This is a genomic window from Pseudomonas sp. Sample_14 (assembly GCF_004307515.1).
Classification (GTDB): domain Bacteria; phylum Pseudomonadota; class Gammaproteobacteria; order Pseudomonadales; family Pseudomonadaceae; genus Aquipseudomonas; species Aquipseudomonas atacamensis.
In genome coordinates this window covers 16,067-33,374 of sequence record NZ_RCOC01000095.1, presented here as the reverse complement: position 1 = coordinate 33,374, position 17,308 = coordinate 16,067, and the positions used below count along the sequence as shown (strand labels likewise).

Annotated in this window: 5 protein-coding genes; all 5 read right to left on the bottom strand. The window is 63.1% G+C overall.

The window, feature by feature from the left end; genetic code table 11:
- Window positions 1–35: 35 nt before the first annotated feature.
- Complete coding sequence (locus D8U61_RS23645; RefSeq protein ID WP_130927752.1) at window positions 36–12,521, bottom strand: filamentous haemagglutinin family protein; 12,486 nt, start codon at window positions 12,519–12,521, stop codon at window positions 36–38.
- Window positions 12,522–12,695: 174 nt separating this feature from the next.
- Complete coding sequence (locus tag D8U61_RS23640) at window positions 12,696–13,799, bottom strand: substrate-binding domain-containing protein (RefSeq protein WP_125927549.1); 1,104 nt, start codon at window positions 13,797–13,799, stop codon at window positions 12,696–12,698.
- A gap of 437 nt (window positions 13,800–14,236) precedes the next feature.
- On the bottom strand, window positions 14,237–15,448 hold the full coding sequence (gene gspF / locus D8U61_RS23635) for a type II secretion system inner membrane protein GspF (protein ID WP_041480124.1): 1,212 nt from the start codon (window positions 15,446–15,448) through the stop codon (window positions 14,237–14,239).
- Window positions 15,448–16,854, bottom strand: a complete 1,407-nt coding sequence (gene gspE / locus D8U61_RS23630) for a type II secretion system ATPase GspE (RefSeq protein ID WP_130927751.1) — start codon at window positions 16,852–16,854, stop codon at window positions 15,448–15,450. Before gspE ends, gspF begins: the two co-directional genes overlap by 1 nt.
- A 205-nt stretch (window positions 16,855–17,059) precedes the next feature.
- The coding region (locus tag D8U61_RS27950; RefSeq protein ID WP_206663097.1) for a hypothetical protein at window positions 17,060–17,308 on the bottom strand (249 nt) is incomplete at its 5' end.

Sequence of the window (17,308 nt, the reverse complement as noted above, 5' to 3'; positions counted from 1 at the left end):
CAACCGGCCGCCCAAACGTACTGCACGAGAGTCTTTTACAACGTCAGCTGCCCACGCTCCTCTTCGGTCAGCTGCTGCTTCGCCTGTTCATCCAATGCCCCGGCGCCTAGCACCTGCACCGGGCTGTCCGGGTTATAACCGGTCGCCGGCGTGCGACTGGCACCATCACGCGACGGCGCCAGTTGCTCGTTGCCGAAACTGAGCACCTGCACGGTGAACACCGAGGCCTGGTTCTGCCGCGCCGCTGCCTGTTGCTGCCGGGCGACGTCTTCCGCCGCTTGGGTCGCGGAGGATGCTGCCGAACTGGCCGAGGTGATCGCGCCGGTATTCACCGCCGACACCACCGGCACGCCGGTCGCTTTGCCCTGCACCGAAATGTTCGCGGCGTTTACCACCGTCAGCGCGGCGATGTTGACGTTACCCGACACGCGAATCCCCGCCTCGCCGGCATCGATGGTGCCCAGTGGCGCGATCAGGTCGATGTTGCCCGGTGCCACTTCGGCGATCGGGTTGAGCGTGGCGATACCGGCCCCGGTACTCGGCACCGACGGCGACAGCGTGACGTTGCCCCAAATGTCGTAGACACGTTTTGGCGGGGTGTAGACCACGGTGGTTTTCGAGCCGCGACCGGCGTTGATATCGCCCTCGGCGGACCAGCCGAGAATCGAGCCGCCGAAGGTGGTCATGATCCGGCTCTGACCGAGCAGGATGCTGCCTTGCGAGTACAGCTGAATGTCGCCCGAACCCTGAGTGATGATCCCTGCCGTCGACGGCGGCGCCGCGCCTTCGATGCCGAAAACCTGGCCACCGCCCGGTGTGAGCATCTGGATATCGCCGCCAAACAGCGTCTTGACCCCGGCGCCGCCGTACATAGTGATATCGCCGTCGTAGCGAATCGTATTGCCGGCGACATCAGTGGTCGGGAACAGTGCCGCAATGGCGTTGCGACCGCGCAGGTAACTGCCAGTGCGCGGGCCGTCGGCATCGGTGTATTCCAGGCCGCCGGCACGCAGTTCGGCGAAGTACACCTGGCGGGCGAAGATCGCCTGTTCGGTACTCGGCAGTGCGGCGAAGAACGCTTGCGCCTGTTCGTCGCCACCCTTGAAGCCATAACCCAGGCTCAGCCAACTCTGCAGTTCTTCGACGTAGGTCTTGACCACTTTGCCCGGCTGCGCGCTGAGGGCCACCGCTGAATCCGCGACGTTTTGCGGGTTCAGATAACGCGCAATGAACCGTGAGTAATCCGGCCCCTGCGCGCCCGCACCCGCTTGCATCACGATGCTCGCACCGGGGCGCTGATCACCTGCCACGACAGGACCGAGGCTGGTGATGCTGGCGCGATCTTCCATCAGGATATTGCGCCCGGCATTGACGTCCAGAACACCCGGACCGGCAATGTCGAAGCTGCTGTAGAGAATGTCTCGCCCGGCCGAAATCCGCGAAATGTCGCGCGCATCGTTATGCACGAACAGATTGCCGGTAGACGCGATCTGTTCGTTATTGCGACTCATGCCCCCAACGGGCGCAAACGTGGGTTGCCCCAAATTGGTACCGGACGCCACGATGTCACGCCCCGCCACCATCCACACCGGGCCTGCCGATTCATACCAGGTGCGCTTCGTGGTCGCGAACGCCAGCGTTTCGCCCGTGCGAATTCCTACCAGGTCACCGGTCAGTGCATAGAAGCGCGCCGGCCCCTGAACACTGCTCAACCCCGAGTAGCTATCGGGACCAAAGGCAAACAGTGGATAGCGCGAATTGGTTTGCGCCAGCACACCATCGCTGCCGGCGTTGGTCGTGATCGGCCGAGCGGACTGGTTGTTGCCGTAGCCATTGAACGCGGGTGCAAACGGTGTGGCGAGCGCCGCCGGGCTGGCCCCTGACTGGTTGATGGCGTAGCCGCCGGCATAGATCGAATCCCCAGCGATCAGTTCAAGCTGCCCCGCGCTGGAAGGTGCCAACAGCAATGACCAGGCCAGAGCCGGCGCCGGGTTGCCTATGCCGTAGGCCGCTGATGGTCCCGCATAAATCGAGCCCTGGCCGGCCACGGCACGCAATATCGAAGGAAAGACGAAGCGGTCATCGGTCGGTGACCCGTTAAGCCCGGCGACGGGGTCCTGCCCGGTGGTTTCCATCAACTGGGTGCTGGGCGTCAGGTTGCCGCCGGCCGAGAACAAATCGATGGCTGTGTGATCGGTCCACAGCGAGAAACCACTCAAACCGCCACCGGCATGGTAAATGCCATCCGCCGTGGTAAACGGTGTGGAATTCTGCAACCTCACGCGGCCCGGATCGGCGGCGCCACCCAACACCAGATCGCCGCGGGTGTTGAGGCGCATGCCGGAGTCACCGGGAATCAGCACCAGCCCACCACTGGCATTACTGGCCGTCGAGTTGAACGGGTCGAAAGCGCGCGTTTCCCGTGGGTCATGAAACAGCGCCGAGGCGCCGTACTGCAGATTGATACCGCCCAACGCGGCGCCCGTCAGTTGCGCCGCACCGCGCAGGTTGATGAGCGCGCCCTGCAAGTCGTGCGTCGGCGTGCCGGTACCCGCCAGGCCGGCACGTGCCTGCAGAGACGGATTAAGGACACCGCCCAGACGAATATCCAGGTCTCCGCCACCGGTCAGTTGCAGGTTCCCGTCACTGTCCACGCGGCCCGTACTGCCCACAGCCACGATCAACCCCTGACTGCGAGGGTACGACGCATACCTGTCGTCGCCCATGGCCTTGAGCATGCCGGCATCCCCCCCGGCGCTCAGACTGATGTTGCCGCCGCCCAGCGTACCGAACCCGGTAAAGCCCACCAGATAAGGTCTGGTTTCCTCGCCCAGCGCTGGCAATGGCTGCGCAGCGTAGCTGCCGAAATTGATCCACCAGGCAGTCGGTACATCGTTGTTGCCGGTGCCCTGGCGCCAGAGCCAATTGCCCACCGCCACACTCGGCACCTGCTCCCGCGTACCGTCGCCCGTGGCGACCGAGCGACGGCCAAGCACGTCACCCGACACAGACCCGCCGGCATTGATCGTCAGGTCACCGCCCATCTGCGGATACCAGGCCTGATAGAGGCTGGCACTGCCGCCATCGACCCATTTTTCGTAATCGCTGCCAGCGCTGCCCAATACCGAGCCATCAGCCGACAGCCTTCCGCGGGGCTGGTTATAACGCGCGTCGACGTCTGCCGATTGGGTGCCGGCGGTGTAGACGCCGAAAGGTGAGGCCATGCTGAGGTTACCGGCCGCCATCAAATCCAGGTCGCCGGTGCCAGTACGCAAAACGCTGAACATCTGCGTGTGGGCCTGGGCGCTCTTGCTCGGATTGTTTTCAATGCACAGTGCCGGGTCGATGGAGCACCAGAACAATTCGTCATCGTTCATCGGTGTGTAATCCGGCATGCCCATCCAGTTGCCAGGCGCCCACACACTGCGCGCCATGGGCGCGCAAGAACCGGGAGCGATATCACAGAGCACAAGGTATTCCTCGGGAACCGGTTCGTACGGTGTAAAGCCATACTCGTTATCCACCGCCCAGACCAGTTTGCCGGCCACCTCGATCATGCTCACACCATAGTGAGTGTCGGCCATCTGCAAGTTGCCAACGCTGGCCTGAGGTTTCACGCTACGGCTGTCGGCCGCGGTCAGATCGGCCCCTGCCACCATGCGCATCGACCACGACGCACTGCCCGCCGGCAGCATGCTGGCAATCGCCCAGTTTCGACCTTGCTGGTTGCCATTGGCAGGACGCAGGTCGAGCAATACCGTGCCATCGGCGAGCTTCACGTTGGTCATGGAGGGGATCAGCGAACCCCGCAACAGCGCCAACGTTCCGTTCAACACAACACCCACCGTTTTATTGTCGGCATCAACCGCACCCGGCAGCGGCACGCCTTTGGGCCAGAGCAGGGCCTGCAGTGCGGTGGCGTTGTTCAAGCGAATACCTGCACCCAAACGACTGCCGGTCGGCAGGGTCACAGCGTTGTCGAGCAACGTACCGGCGGCATACATCAGGTTACCCGCCGCGTCATGCACATCGCCGGCCAGCACCGTTCCACCCTGTAACACATAAGGTGCGGCCAAAGTGCTCTGAACCGGCAACACCGTGCCCGCAGCCAGTGTGGCGGCTTGAATCGGCAGGTCGTAATTCAAGGTGGCGCCGACCGGGAAGAGCGTCCCTTCGGCAAGGCTGACACCACTGCCCGGTACGATCAGGTCACCGCCGAAAGGCTGTATCCCCGGCAACAGTTTCCAGCCGGCGTCGTCCACGGTTTCCGGCGGCGGTGCGAAACCGTCGTTGATGCTGCCGTAGATATCGAGGTTGCCACCGGCACGGATCAACAGGCTGCCCGCTTCCCCGCTGCCATACACCGAGGTCCGGCGAGTGTGCGGGTTGAGGCTGGCGTAACGGTAGCCGGACAAGTCGAGATCGCCCTGCACCACCAGATCGCCGTCAGCGGTTTTGCTGACGATTTCCACCCCCGGGCGCAGATGAAACGCATCGGCATAGGTCGCATTGTTGAGGCCGGCCAGTTTGCGTCGTAGCAGATCACTGTTACCCAGCGCCGCATCGATAAAGCCGCTGCTGTCTGAGTGAATGCGATCCAGGTAGGCTTGATCGATCACTTGATACGGGCGACCGCTGGCCGCCGGATCGGTGCCATCGGCAGCATCACTGTAACTTCGCACGGCATTCAGTCCGATGGAGCGGGCACCTTGAATACTCAACATACCGCTGGCATCCACCGCAATGTCACCGCCGCCCAGGCGCGGTGCATTCAGCTCCAGCGTCCCACGCAACACGTCATCGCGTTGTCCCGCCTGGTTTCCAGGCACTGCATCGGTGCCGTGACGCAGGTCAATCCGTGCACCAGCGGCCAGCGTCAGCACGCCGTCACCTGAATTGAGTTCAACCATGGCGCGGTTCGGTGCGTCGATGATTTTGCCGTAGCTGTCGACGCGCAGTACGCGGCCATGGGCATCGAGCAGCGCGTTGCCCGTCAGGTTCAAACCGTTTTTGCCGGCAAGGCGAATGCTGCCGACCCGTTCACCACTGGCATCGATCACCCCGTCCACGGTCAGGTTGCCGTTGTCCACCGAGACATTGACTTCGCCCGCCTTGAGTTCGTTACCGATACGCAGATCGCCCTGCTTGAACTGGAAGCTTCGACTGCCCACTACCCCGCCGGCATTCAAGCGCAGGTTAAGGCTGGCAAACGCCTGGCTCAAATCACCCGCCAGGCGCTGGGCGCGAATGTCCACGCCACCGGCCTTGTACGGCACCCACGTACCGCCCGCGTCGTAATAGCCACTGCTGCTGCCGACAATCTGCCCTTGCAGATCAACCTGTCCAGCGTCAGTGGCCAGGGCCACAACGTTCAATTGGCCGGCCTGATTGTTGACGGCGGACAGATCGATTCGCGAGCCCGCCAACTGACGAATATTGCCGTTGTTGCTCTGCAACGACACGTCGCCACCCCAGCTGTATTTCTGCACATCATTGAACGGCAGAACCCGGCCCGCCATGTCCACCTGCGCGCCGCTGCCAAGCAGCAGATCATCCTCGGCATTGACCAGCAGCTTGCCGCTGGCGAGGACGATGCGACTGTCGAGCACAACACTGCGTGCCGTCAGGCTCAGTTGCGCACCGAGGGCATCCGCGGCAGCCGTTGTGGCGCTACCACTCAGCGTCAGGTTGTTGCCCGCCTTGAGTTCACTGACCGAGGCGGCCTCGCCGGTCAGCAATGGCGTGCGCAGATTGAGATTGCCGCCGCTGTAGCTGAACCCCTTGACCGCGTCATAAGCTCCTTGGGATTCGTACACCGCCAGACTGCCCTTGTGGTTGGCGGTGATGCGCTCGCTGGCGTTGAAGTTGACGTTGGCAAACCCCAGGGCCAGTCGGTTATTGCGATCCAGGCCATTGGGCTGCGGGTTCGGGCCATAACCCAATTCGATCCGCTGTGCCTGAATATCCAGCGTGCCGTGCCCGTTGCCGGCGCCGTCCTTGACCACCGTACCCGGGGCCTGAGTCGCCCCGTTCCAGATCAGATTGCGGGTGCGGATCGTCGCGACATCGGTGGCAGCGCCCGAGCCGTAGATGGCCGGGCTACCCAACACCAGATTCTGCAAACGGCTCTGGCCGGTCTGCGGATCAATGGTGTCGAGGGTCACGCTGCCGAAAAAGTTGAACGCATCGCGGGCCACCAGACTCAGGGTTTCCAGGGCGGGGGCGCCAGATTGCGTGTCGCCCTGCAACAGGCGATCCAGCACGTTCTGGTTAAGCGTCAGGCCCGCGGGTGTGCGGCCGCTGGCTGCGGCCAGTGCTTGCGAACTGCCGGCATTGACCACACCGACCGAAAGCCCGAGTTGGCGAGTGCCAAAGCGCACGCTTTCGCCCAGTTCGAAGTCTTTGTCAGTGGCGGCGATGATGCTGCCGTTGGAGTACAGCAACGCCGCAGCGGTGCAATCGGCCGTCGGACAGTTGCCGATACGAATGCTTCCGCCCCCGCCATCGGTGGGCGCAAGCACCGGCGTCCAGCCGTTGGACACCACCAGCAGGCTGGAGCGCCCCGGTTCGTAGACGAAACCGGCTGCGGCATCATACGGAACGTTACCTCGCCCCAAGGTATTGACGCCCGCTCCCGCATCGATGGTGATGCCGCCATTGGCGCTGTTACTGCTCAGCACAACCTCTGGCGCCGAGAGGATCGCGCCCTCGCGCAGACGAATCGCCGAGGTATTGCCGATCACCTTGATCGAGCCGCCCTCCGAACCGTAATACACGGTTGGGGTGCCACCGATGGTCAAACGTCCGGCATTCAAGCGGTTGAGGGTGTCGGCGTACAGCGATACACCGTCGAACCCTGGCGTTCGCGTATGCCCGGCACCGAGAATTTCAAACTCTGCGCCGGTATAACCGCCCTGAACGACCGCCGTACCAATGACCCCGCCGCTGGCAGGTTTGAACAGCACCTGCCCGTTGAAATCCAGGGCTGAGTCGTGCTCGCCGCCACTGACCATGCGCAGGTGCAGCGTGTTGCCGTCCAGCGGTGTGCGGGCGCGCGGCAGACCGCGGCGGGCAGCATCGTTGAGCACAAATTGGCTGAACCCGGTTTCGTTGTACTGTGAATAGCGCCGCAGCACATCGGCAGACGTCACGATGACCTGGCTGGGCAAACTGTCGCGAATCCCGGTGTTGGCAATCGACAGCTGTCCGGCCGTGGTCCACGAGCCATTGCGCAACTTCAACGCACTGTCCATCGGCCCCGCAAACGCTTGACCATTGATTTCGACCCGGAAGGCGCCCGGTAACAAGGCAAAGGTCGATGGCAACAAGGTGTAGGTGCCGGGTGCCAGTCCGGCAACGCCGGTCCCGAGGGTGATCTGCTGGCCGATACGCGGGTCGACCGCGCCGGCCTCGGCCAGCATCGGCGCATAGCGGCTCTTGTCACCGGCCACGATTGCATACACGGGGTTGCTGGCCAGCCCCGGCAAACTGAAGGTGCCATCGGTGGCATTGCGTACCAGCGGATTGAAACGCGCGTCGGTGGAGCCACCTCGTCCGGAGACAAAACCGGCACCGCGCAAATCGCCGCCGCCCGAAAGGTCGATGACCGCCCCGGCCTGCACATTGGTGTATTGCGCATCAAGGATGACCCCGGAGGTCGCTCCGGCAATGCCATTCAACATCACCGACTTACCGTTGTAACGATAGTCGATACCGTCGGTGGTTCCTCCATAGGGCATGACCAGTCCGGCGGCGCTGACTGAAGTCACGCTGCCCGGCAGAAGGTGAAGTTCACGGGTTTTGACGATGATGTCATCACCCAGGGATATCAGCCCCAAAGGCGCACGAATGACGCCGCCCTGCTCGATCTGTCCCGCACTGAGTGTCAGGCTGCCGAACACCGAGTAAGGCAAAGCGGTCGGCGCCGCCCCGTGATTGCCGATACGCAACGTATGCTCCGGCACCGATCCGGCCATACTTTGATAGCCCACTCGCACCTCAGCCGAGACGCCACTGGCCGGGTAGATCTGCGCAGCCCGCATGTGCATGTCACCCGCAGTCCACAGACGGCTGCGCTGCTGTTCATCGGTTGGCGCGAGGAAGCGCAAGTCGCCCTGGCTGTCGAGCGTGACCAGACCAAAGCCACGGCGGCTGACCGCCAGCGCCGGTGCGGCCGATTGCACGAGAGTCCCTTCGGTGCCGAATGAAAGCGAGTTGCCCACGTCCAGCAGGTTCGCGCTGGCGGTGAATTGCGCGCCGGACAACTGCGCTGTCGGATTGCTCATCACCCGCGGACGCACTTTGACTTCCGAGCTGAAATAGGTGCCCAGCCCTGACAGGCGCAGGTAAGGTGCGCTGAGGTTGACCCGGGCGCTGTCACTCGCCGACTCGGCCAATGAAAGGGAACCGGCGAACAGGCTCAGGCCCTGTCCCATGTGCAGGTCGACATCGCCGTCGAACGTCATCAGACCGTTGCTCAGCAGGCTCACGCTGTCGAAGCCACCGCTCATAAGCTGATCGGCACTCAAGCGTGTACGCCCGTAGCGTAAAAGTGGCGAAGCCTCTCCCGCTCGCAGCGGCTGCGGCAGTGCCGGCGCAGGCCCTTGGGCAATGATCAGTTCACGTGGCACGCGCACCGCATTGCTCAAGTTCGCGGAACCGTACGCCGGTGTATCCAGAGCGATCTCCAGACGCCCGCCCGCCGCACCTGCACCGCCAGCATTGGCCTGCAGACTGCCCTCGATGAACAGACCATTGTAGGAACTCAGGGTGATCCGTCCGCCATCGGTGGCCACACGAGCGGGGCCTTGCCCACCGCTATCGAGCACGGCTTGCGCACCGGACGCTTCCAGTCGCGCACCGTTGCGGATGATGACGAAAGCATCGGCAGCGGTCGCCGTGACTTTCTTCACATCAATCTCGCCACCGACAATGATCGAGCCGCCCTTGCCGACCTGGCCGTAGACGCGGCCCAGCGCATCGACAGCGGTCGCTGCCCGACCGGCGACATCGATCAAGGCATGTTCACCGATCCAGATCGAACGGTTGTGCGGGGTCGGATCGGCCTCTTGCAAGGACGTCGCCACATCAATCGCGCCGAACTGCTGTTGACGGATATCGACAATACCGCCCCAGGCGTTGAGTTCACCATCAAGCGTGATCTGGCCTGCCCCGCGCAAACCGATGCGCTGGCCGGGATCGACACTGATCCGTGAGCCTTCGCCAATCGACAACGGACTGCTGGCGGGATCAATCAAGCCAGCAAGCGTCGCGCCGGCCTGCAATGCGACAGAAGCGCCGGCCCTTTGCGTCAAGACGCCCTTGAGCGGGTCTTCCTGAAATAACGCGGGCGTCCATAGCTCCAGCGCAGCGCGCGGCGACATACCGGACACAATGGTCGAGGCGGATTCGCCAAATCGATAGACCGGCATCTGCACATCGATCGCGCTTTGCGCGGCGACCTCCAGCCCCTTCAGACCGATGATGTTGTAGGCGCTGAACCCCGTGCGGAACAGCTCCGGCGTCAGGCGCAAGGTCTGTTCTTCGGCCACTTCGCCGGAAGCGCCGATCCGCACCTTGCTGGCCTGCACGGTCAAGGTGCCGCCGCCGTTCACGCCATAGCCCTGCACCTCGCCATCGAGCACCATGCGCGACAGGCCTGGCGCACTGTTGGCGCTGGATTCAAGCGTCACGTCGCCACCCTTGCCGCCACGCGTCTTGCCGTTGGCCAATACCGCACCGCCCGACGAAACATCGACCAGACTGCCACTGGCCAGCAGAATGTCGCCGGTACTGCGGATCGACACTGTCCCGCCATTGAGGTACGCCAGGCCGCCCGCGTCGTCCGGGTTACTCGACAGGTTGCGCCACAGACCGCGCGTCTGCAGCTGCACACCCTGCGCAACCGTCACTCGCGCTTGCTTGCCTGCTGAAACCTGGAGACTGGTGTCATCACGCCGATCGGTGGCGAGCTGGTTCAAAACGTTGCCCAATTGCAGGCTGCCGCCTTGCGCAATCAGATCGGCATTGACCTGCACGTCAGGGCTGAACAGGGTGATGTTGCCACCGTGATCCACGGTCACGCCTTCATTGACTTCAATCGTGTTTTTCGCCGAGATCTTCAGCGCGCCCAGCGCGAAACCATTGAGCAGCCCGGCATCGAGGAACAGTTTGCCTGCGCGTTCTGCCGCGACCGCGTCGGTCAGCCCTGCGTTCGCTACGCTGGCATGCGCGCCCCCCACTTGCACCTGATCGAGCAACGGGTCGAGTTGATAGAGCAGGCCGGCACTGGCAGCGACATAAGCAGCATCGTAACTGCCAACCACCAACTGCCCTCGCCGCGCCCGGGCGGTCTGGGTCTGGGCATAGCCGTCCAGACCTGCCCGCGGTGCCTGGATTTGCCGTTCGCCCTGAAACACCTCACCCAACAGCTGGCCTTCCAGCACGGCGTTGCCCGTTGCGATCACCAACTGGCCGGCATCCCGGCCAACGGTGTAACCCGCTTCCTGACGACGCGTCGGCGCGATCAACGGGCTATAGAAATAATCCGTCTGGCCCCAGCGCTCGCTGTGACTTTCGTAACCTTTGTAAAGACCGTTGTAGAGAATATCGCCCGGCGCACGCGACACTTCGTATAACCGCCCGTCCGCACCGCGCAGCCAGCTCTGGCGAATCTCGCCGCCCTGCACATCAAGCGTGCCGCCGGACACATTGATCAGCGAACCTTTTTCGCTGATCACGTCCTTTCCGGAAAACCGCACCTCACCGCCCTGCGCCATCCATTCACCAACGCCATGGCCCTGAGTGCCGAGGTATCCGCCGACCTCCAACAACCCACCGGCGGTGTACCAGCGGTCGGTGGCGTAACCGTTGGTGCCCGCCGGCACGAATACCAGCTCACGGACATCGACCCAGATGTCGTTACTGTTGAGCGCGCCGTTCTCGCGATTGACCGGCGCATCACGCTGCTCGTTGCCCTGGACGTTGATCTTGATGTTGTTGTTTGCCATCGCCACTTTGACGCCGAGGGCGCCGGACACGTCGATCACCGCCCCCTCGCGCAACAGACTGCGCTGTCCGGCGACAACTGCCACCTGCCCACCGGTGGCAAGAGTGATCGAGCCGCTTTTGAATTCGACGGTGCCGCCGCTGCCGATGTCGATGCGTGACTGATCGCTGCGGATCCGGTTGTTGGCATTGACGCCGGTCAGCGCCGCCTCGCGCTGGCTGTCCAGGGCCGTGAGATCACTGCTGTCGAGCAGAATCGCACTGACGCCATTTTCGCCCAGGGTCACACGGCCTTGGGCATCGCTGGCCGGATTGAGCAGATGCACGGTGCCGCGCGTCGCCACCGAAGTGCTCGCCAGCAGCACACCGTTTTGCACGACGTCGCGGCCGGTCAAGGTGATGTCGCCGGTGGATGCCTGGATCAGGCCGGTGTTGCTGACCTTGCCCGAGCTGTCAGCCTTGAAACCGGGAATGACCTCACTGCCGAAGGTGGTTGAATAACCATTACCGTCGGTGCCCGAGCCCTTGCGGATATGGAAACGGTCCCCCGCACCCAGCACCGTCTGACCTTTGGCCGTACTGATCGAGCCGTCGTTCTGCACGTCCTGGCCAAGCAGCAAGGTATAGCCGCCGGCGTCGGTGGAGAGCGCAGGTTGATGCGTTTGTATGGCTGCGCCACGCTCCACTAGGACTTTGCCAGCAGCGTCGGTGAAGGTTGGCTGACTGCCGGTGCTGTCGAAATACAGACCCCGATCGCGAAATTGTGCATCGGTCATGTTCGCGGCTGCCGCTACCAGATTTCGCACATTGACCTGGCTGCCACCGCTGAAGACGATGCCGTTGCGGTTGATCAGCATCACCGTGCCGTCCGCTTTGATCTGCCCCTGAATCTGGCTGGCCCGTGCGCTCGGATCGTTGACGCGATTGAGCACCGCCCAGTTGGCCTGCTGGGCAAATTCCACTGTGGTATTGCGGCCGACGTTGAACGTTTCCCAATTGAGAATCGCCTTGTCGGCGGTCTGCTCGATCTTCACCGTGGTCTTGCCGTCGGCCTGGGTCTGTTGCGGGCCTTTGGCGTTCATCCAGCCCTGGCTCAGGCTGTTATCGACCTTCAGGCCGCCCTCGCCCAATCCGTCCGGAACCACTTGCACACTGCCCAATGCGGCGGCACGTCCAGCGGCTTGTGCGGCCTGCTGAGCGGCAATCGCTGCCACGGTGTTATTGAGCGTCTGCAAAGAGCGCTGCAACTGCTGGCTGGCCCGTTGCTGCTGTGCCAGCGGTGGGGTCATCCCCGGCAGACCGCTCCCACCCGGACGCGACGCCGAAGCCTGCTGCGCTGCGCCCTTCGCGGCAAACCAGGTGGAACTGAACGCTGTTGCCGCCTCGGCACTGCCCGCCACCAGACACAAGGCGACGGCTTGCGCCAATGGCTTGAGCAGCCACTGTGCGGGATCGCCCGCGCCACGTTTGATCGGCCGGATACGGTTACTGTGACGGGAGGTGCGAGCAAGCATCACTACAGGTCCTTTTGGGTGGCAGGTCGGATCAGCCCTGCTGTTACGACATAGGCAGTTGGCGAGCCTCACGACCGAACGGATGTCACACAAACTTCATGTTCGAGGAGTAAATCGGCAAAAAAAAACAGCAGCCCGAAGGCTGCTGCCGTTTCATTGCAGTTGAGACAAGGCTTACAAAGGACGACCAATGCCGTTGCAGGCGTTGGCGTTGTTGATGTCCAGGTTATTGCCCGAGGTGTTGGTGATGAAGTTGGCGGTCACAGCGGTTTTCCAGTTGTTGGGAACCGGCGTGAAGCTGTGGGCGACGGTGGCGACGTTGTTGCCCGGGTTGCTGTAGTGGGTGGTCAGGAAGTTGCGCACGGCGGTGGCCACGGCTGCATCTTTGTAGCACTGGCCGAAGATGAAATTGGTGTAAGCCACAATCGGGTAACCGCTTGCCGGGTTAGGCACGACCGGGGCCCAGCCAGCCGGGTTGGCAGGTGCGCTTGGCACCGGTGCAGTGCTCAGCGCCAGCGTCACGTTAGCGTTGGTTGGCTGGACGCCATTGACGCGGGCAACCACAGCGTTGCTGGTGGCGTTCACGCCGTCCGGACCCACATAGCCGATCGAACCGTCCACGGCGTTCACCGCAGTGGCCACATCAGCGGTGTTGGCTACGCCGACCCAAGTCGATGGCAGCGCGGAACCGGCCGGCAGACGAGCGTTGGTGAAGGTGGAGTTGACGGCGAATTTGGTCGGGCAGATCGAGTTCAGGTGACGGCTGAGGATTTCGGTGGTGCCACTGGACACGCTGCGGTAAACCACACGGATCGGCGTGCTGTCGGCGTTACCCAGCAGAGCGCCCCAAGTGGTGGCGGTGCCCGACAGCGCATCGCACAGTTGAGCGCTGGTCAGGTTAAGCGCGGTCTGACCGGATTTTTTGTACGGAATGGCAACCGAAGTGGCCACCGATGGCAGCTGGATCAGCGGGCCGTACGAAGCACCGAAGTTGGTGGTGTAGGTGCTGAGTTCCGAAGCGCTGAGGATCGAGTCGCTGGCGGCGAAATGCACGGTGCCGGTGGTGCTGAACTGGGCGGCATTGTTGGTCAGGAAAGCGCTTTTGCCGACGCCGCTACCGGTCACGGCGTAGCTGAAGTTGGCTGGCAGGATGCTGTTGGCAGAACCTTTGTACAGCGCGGCAGGCAGCGAGGCGCCACCACCGGTTACGGCCATGGCCTGGGCGGAAGCCAGAGCGGCGACGGTCAGTGAGGCGGCGATCAGAGTGCGCTTGAACATGAAGAATCTCCTTTTCAACTTGGTTGGGAACACAGGTTTCGGAAGGCTTGCATGACACCGGGAGGGTCCACCGCAGTGGAGCCGCAGGGAGAAATTCGCAGCTTCCGGTGACAGATAAAGGAAAAAACCTCGGGAGCTGCGCGGGGATTTTGGTGCGGATTTCTCGGGTGTTTGCGGTGGGTTGCGGCGCGTCTGGATCGGGGGTTTGGCTGAATCGGGCTGGAGCCGTTGGCGGGTGGTTGCAGATGACAGAATGGAGAACCCGAGGATGATGGGATCGGGACTCGGGTGAGGGTCAGGCCGATGCAAAATATTTGAGTTTTGTGTTGTCGGGACTGGCGCTTTCGCGAGCAGGCTCGCTCCCACAGTTGAAATGCGTTCTTCTGTGGGAGCGAGCCTGCTCGCGAAGAGGCCGGCCCGGCCAACATCAAACCGGGCTACTGCACCAACTGGTTGATCTCAATAATCGGCAACAACACCGCCATCACAATCACCAGCACCACCCCGCCCATCACCACAATCATCAGCGGCTCGAGCAAGGCGGTCATGCCCATCGCCCGCCGTTCGATATCCCGCGATAGCGTCTGCGCCGCACGCTCAAGCATCGGCGGCAGCGAGCCGGTTTTCTCGCCGCTGGCGATCAGGTGAATCAGCACCGGCGGGAACACATTCTCCACGCGCAGCGCGGCGGCGAGGTTGACGCCTTCTCGCACCTTTGCCGTGGCCTCGCTGACGCTCAGGCTCAAGCGGTCGTTGGACAAGGTCTGCCGCGCTGCTTCCAGTGCACGCAACAACGGCACGCCGGCGCCGCCGAGAATTGCCAGCGTGGAGGCGAAGCGCGCGGTGTTCAGGCCGAGAATGAAACGCCCGAACAGCGGCAACTTCAGGACCCGGTGATGCCAGCTCAATCGCGCCGCCGGATTGCGCAAATACAGACGCCAACTCCAGAACGCCCCGGCCATGAGCGCCGCGCACAACCAGCCCCACGCGCGAATGAAATCACTGGCCGTGAGCATCGCCAGGGTCAACCCCGGCAAATCCTGCCGCGCTTGAGAGAACGCGCTGACCACCTGCGGCACCACGTAGCTGAGCAGGAAAATCACAATGCCGATCGACACCAGCCCGACCACGCCGGGATAGATGAACGCGGTGAGAATCTTGCCGCGCAGGTTGTTGCGTTCCTCGATGTAATCGGCCAGCCGTTCCATCACTTGGGCGAGATCGCCGGACTCTTCGCCAGCGGCAATCAGCGCGCGGTAAATCTCGGGAAAATCCCGTGGCCGCGACGCCAGCGATTCCGCCAGACGCATGCCGCTGCGCACATCGGCGCGCACGGCGCTGAGGGTCTGGGCGATGTGCTTTTTCTCGGCCTGCTCGACCGTCGCGCTCAGTGCTGCTTCCAATGGCAGGCTGGCGCCGAGCAGGCTCGCCAGTTGCCGCGTGGCCCAGGCGAGGTCGTTGTCGGAGAGTCTGGCGCTGAACAAACCGCCGCCACCGTGTCGGGCGACGTTGCTTTCCTCGTGCACCGACAGCGCCGTCAGACCACGCCCGCGCAAGGCACTGAACGCCGCGCTCTGGCTGTCCGCCTCAAGGTGCCCGGACTCGATTTTCCCGGTGGCATCCGCCGCTTCAAAGCGATAGCGATTCATCAGGCGTCCCGTGTCACACGAAGGATTTCTTCCGGCGCGGTGGCACCGCTGCGAATCCAGCGCTCACCGTCCTCGCGCAGGCTGAACATCCCCGCTTTCGACGCCGCCGCGCGCAAGGCCTGCTCCCCTGCCCCTTGGTGGATCAGCGTGCGGATGTTGTCGTCGATGCAGAACAATTCGTGGATGCCGGTGCGGCCGCTGTAACCGGTGTGATTGCACGCTGCGCAGCCCACCGGGCGCCAGGTGCCGGGCGTGGCCGGATCTTCCTGTTTGCACTGATTGCACAGGCGCCGCACCAGACGTTGTGCGAGGACGCCGAGCATGGATGACGCGAGCAAGAACGGCTCAACGCCCATGTCGATCAGGCGATTGACCGCCGACACCGCGTCGTTGGTGTGCAGCGTCGCCAGCACCAAGTGCCCGGTGAGCGAGGCCTGCACGGCGATTTGCGCGGTCTCGAGATCGCGGATTTCGCCGATCATGATGATGTCCGGGTCCTGGCGCAGAATCGCCCGCAGCGCGAGGGCAAAGGTCATGTCGATCTTGGCGTTGACCTGAATCTGGCTGATCCCCGGCAAATCGTATTCCACCGGATCTTCCACGGTGAGGATGTTGCTGGTGCTCGCATCCAGCCGCGCCAGCGCCGCGTAGAGGCTGGTGGTCTTGCCGCTGCCGGTCGGCCCGGTGACCAGGACGATGCCGTGGGGCTGGCGGATCAAATGGTCGAGTTTGGCCAGCACCTGTGCATCCATGCCCAAGGTTTCCAGATGCAGGCGCCCGGCCTGTTTGTCGAGCAGGCGCATCACCACGCGTTCGCCATGGCCGGTGGGCACCGTCGACACCCGAATATCGATCGGCCGCCCCGCTACGCGCAAGGCGATACGACCGTCCTGCGGCAAGCGTTTTTCAGCGATGTCGAGCTGGGCCATGATCTTGATCCGCGACACCAGCGCACCGTGCAACGCCTTGCGCGGCGAGACCACATCCCGCAGGGTGCCGTCGACGCGGTAGCGCACCACCGAATGGGTTTCGAACGGCTCGATGTGAATGTCGCTGGCCTCATCGCGCGCGGCCTGGGTGAGCAAAGCGTTGATCATGCGAATCACCGGCGCGCCGTCCTGCGTGTCGAGCAGGTCGGTGATTTCCGGCATGTCCTGCATCAGCCGATCGAGATCGACCTCGTTTTCCGCAGCCCCCACCACCGCCGCCGCACTGCCGGTGTCGGCGTAAGCGCTGGCGAGCAAACCGTCGAGCTCGTCATCGCGCACCCGCTCGACCTGCGTCGCGCCGAACTGCCGACGCACTTCGCTGATCGACCAGCCGGGCGTTGACGGGCACACCGTCAGCACGCCATCGCGCAAAAGAATGCGCTGCGCCTTGGCCCAGGCGTAAGGCAATGCACTCATCGCCCATCCTCCCCGCAATCGACCGTGGCAATGAGATCCTCTGTGGCAATGCGATCCCCTGTGGCGAGGGGATTTATCCCCGTTGGGCTGCGAAGCAGACCCAAAACCTTAGAACCGGTTTCTCCAGGCAAGTCGCGTGTGCCCGGTTTACGACTGCTACGCAGCCGAGCGGGGATGAATCCCCTCGCCACAGTCATCATCTCAGTCAAAACCGGGTGCTCCCTTCGATCGATGCCGTGGCAATGGGATGCCCTGTGGCAATGCGATCCTCAGTGGCGAGGGGATTTATCCCCGTTGGGCTGCGAAGCAGACCCAAACCTTGAGAACCGGTTTCTACAGGCAAATCGCGTGTACCGGTTTTACGACTGCTGTGCAGCCGAGCGGGGATAAATCCCCTCACCACAGTCATCATCTCAGTCAAAACCGGGTGCTCCCTTCGATCGATGCCGTGGCA

Excerpts from the sequence above, each read along its gene's own strand:
- gspF (WP_041480124.1), bottom strand. The coding sequence starts at position 15,448 with ATGAATCGCTATCGCTTTGAAGCGGCGGATGCCACCGGGAAAATCGAG.
- gspE (WP_130927751.1), bottom strand. The coding sequence starts at position 16,854 with ATGAGTGCATTGCCTTACGCCTGGGCCAAGGCGCAGCGCATTCTTTTG.
- D8U61_RS23645 (WP_130927752.1), bottom strand. The coding sequence starts at position 12,521 with ATGCTTGCTCGCACCTCCCGTCACAGTAACCGTATCCGGCCGATCAAA.
- D8U61_RS23640 (WP_125927549.1), bottom strand. The coding sequence starts at position 13,799 with ATGTTCAAGCGCACTCTGATCGCCGCCTCACTGACCGTCGCCGCTCTG.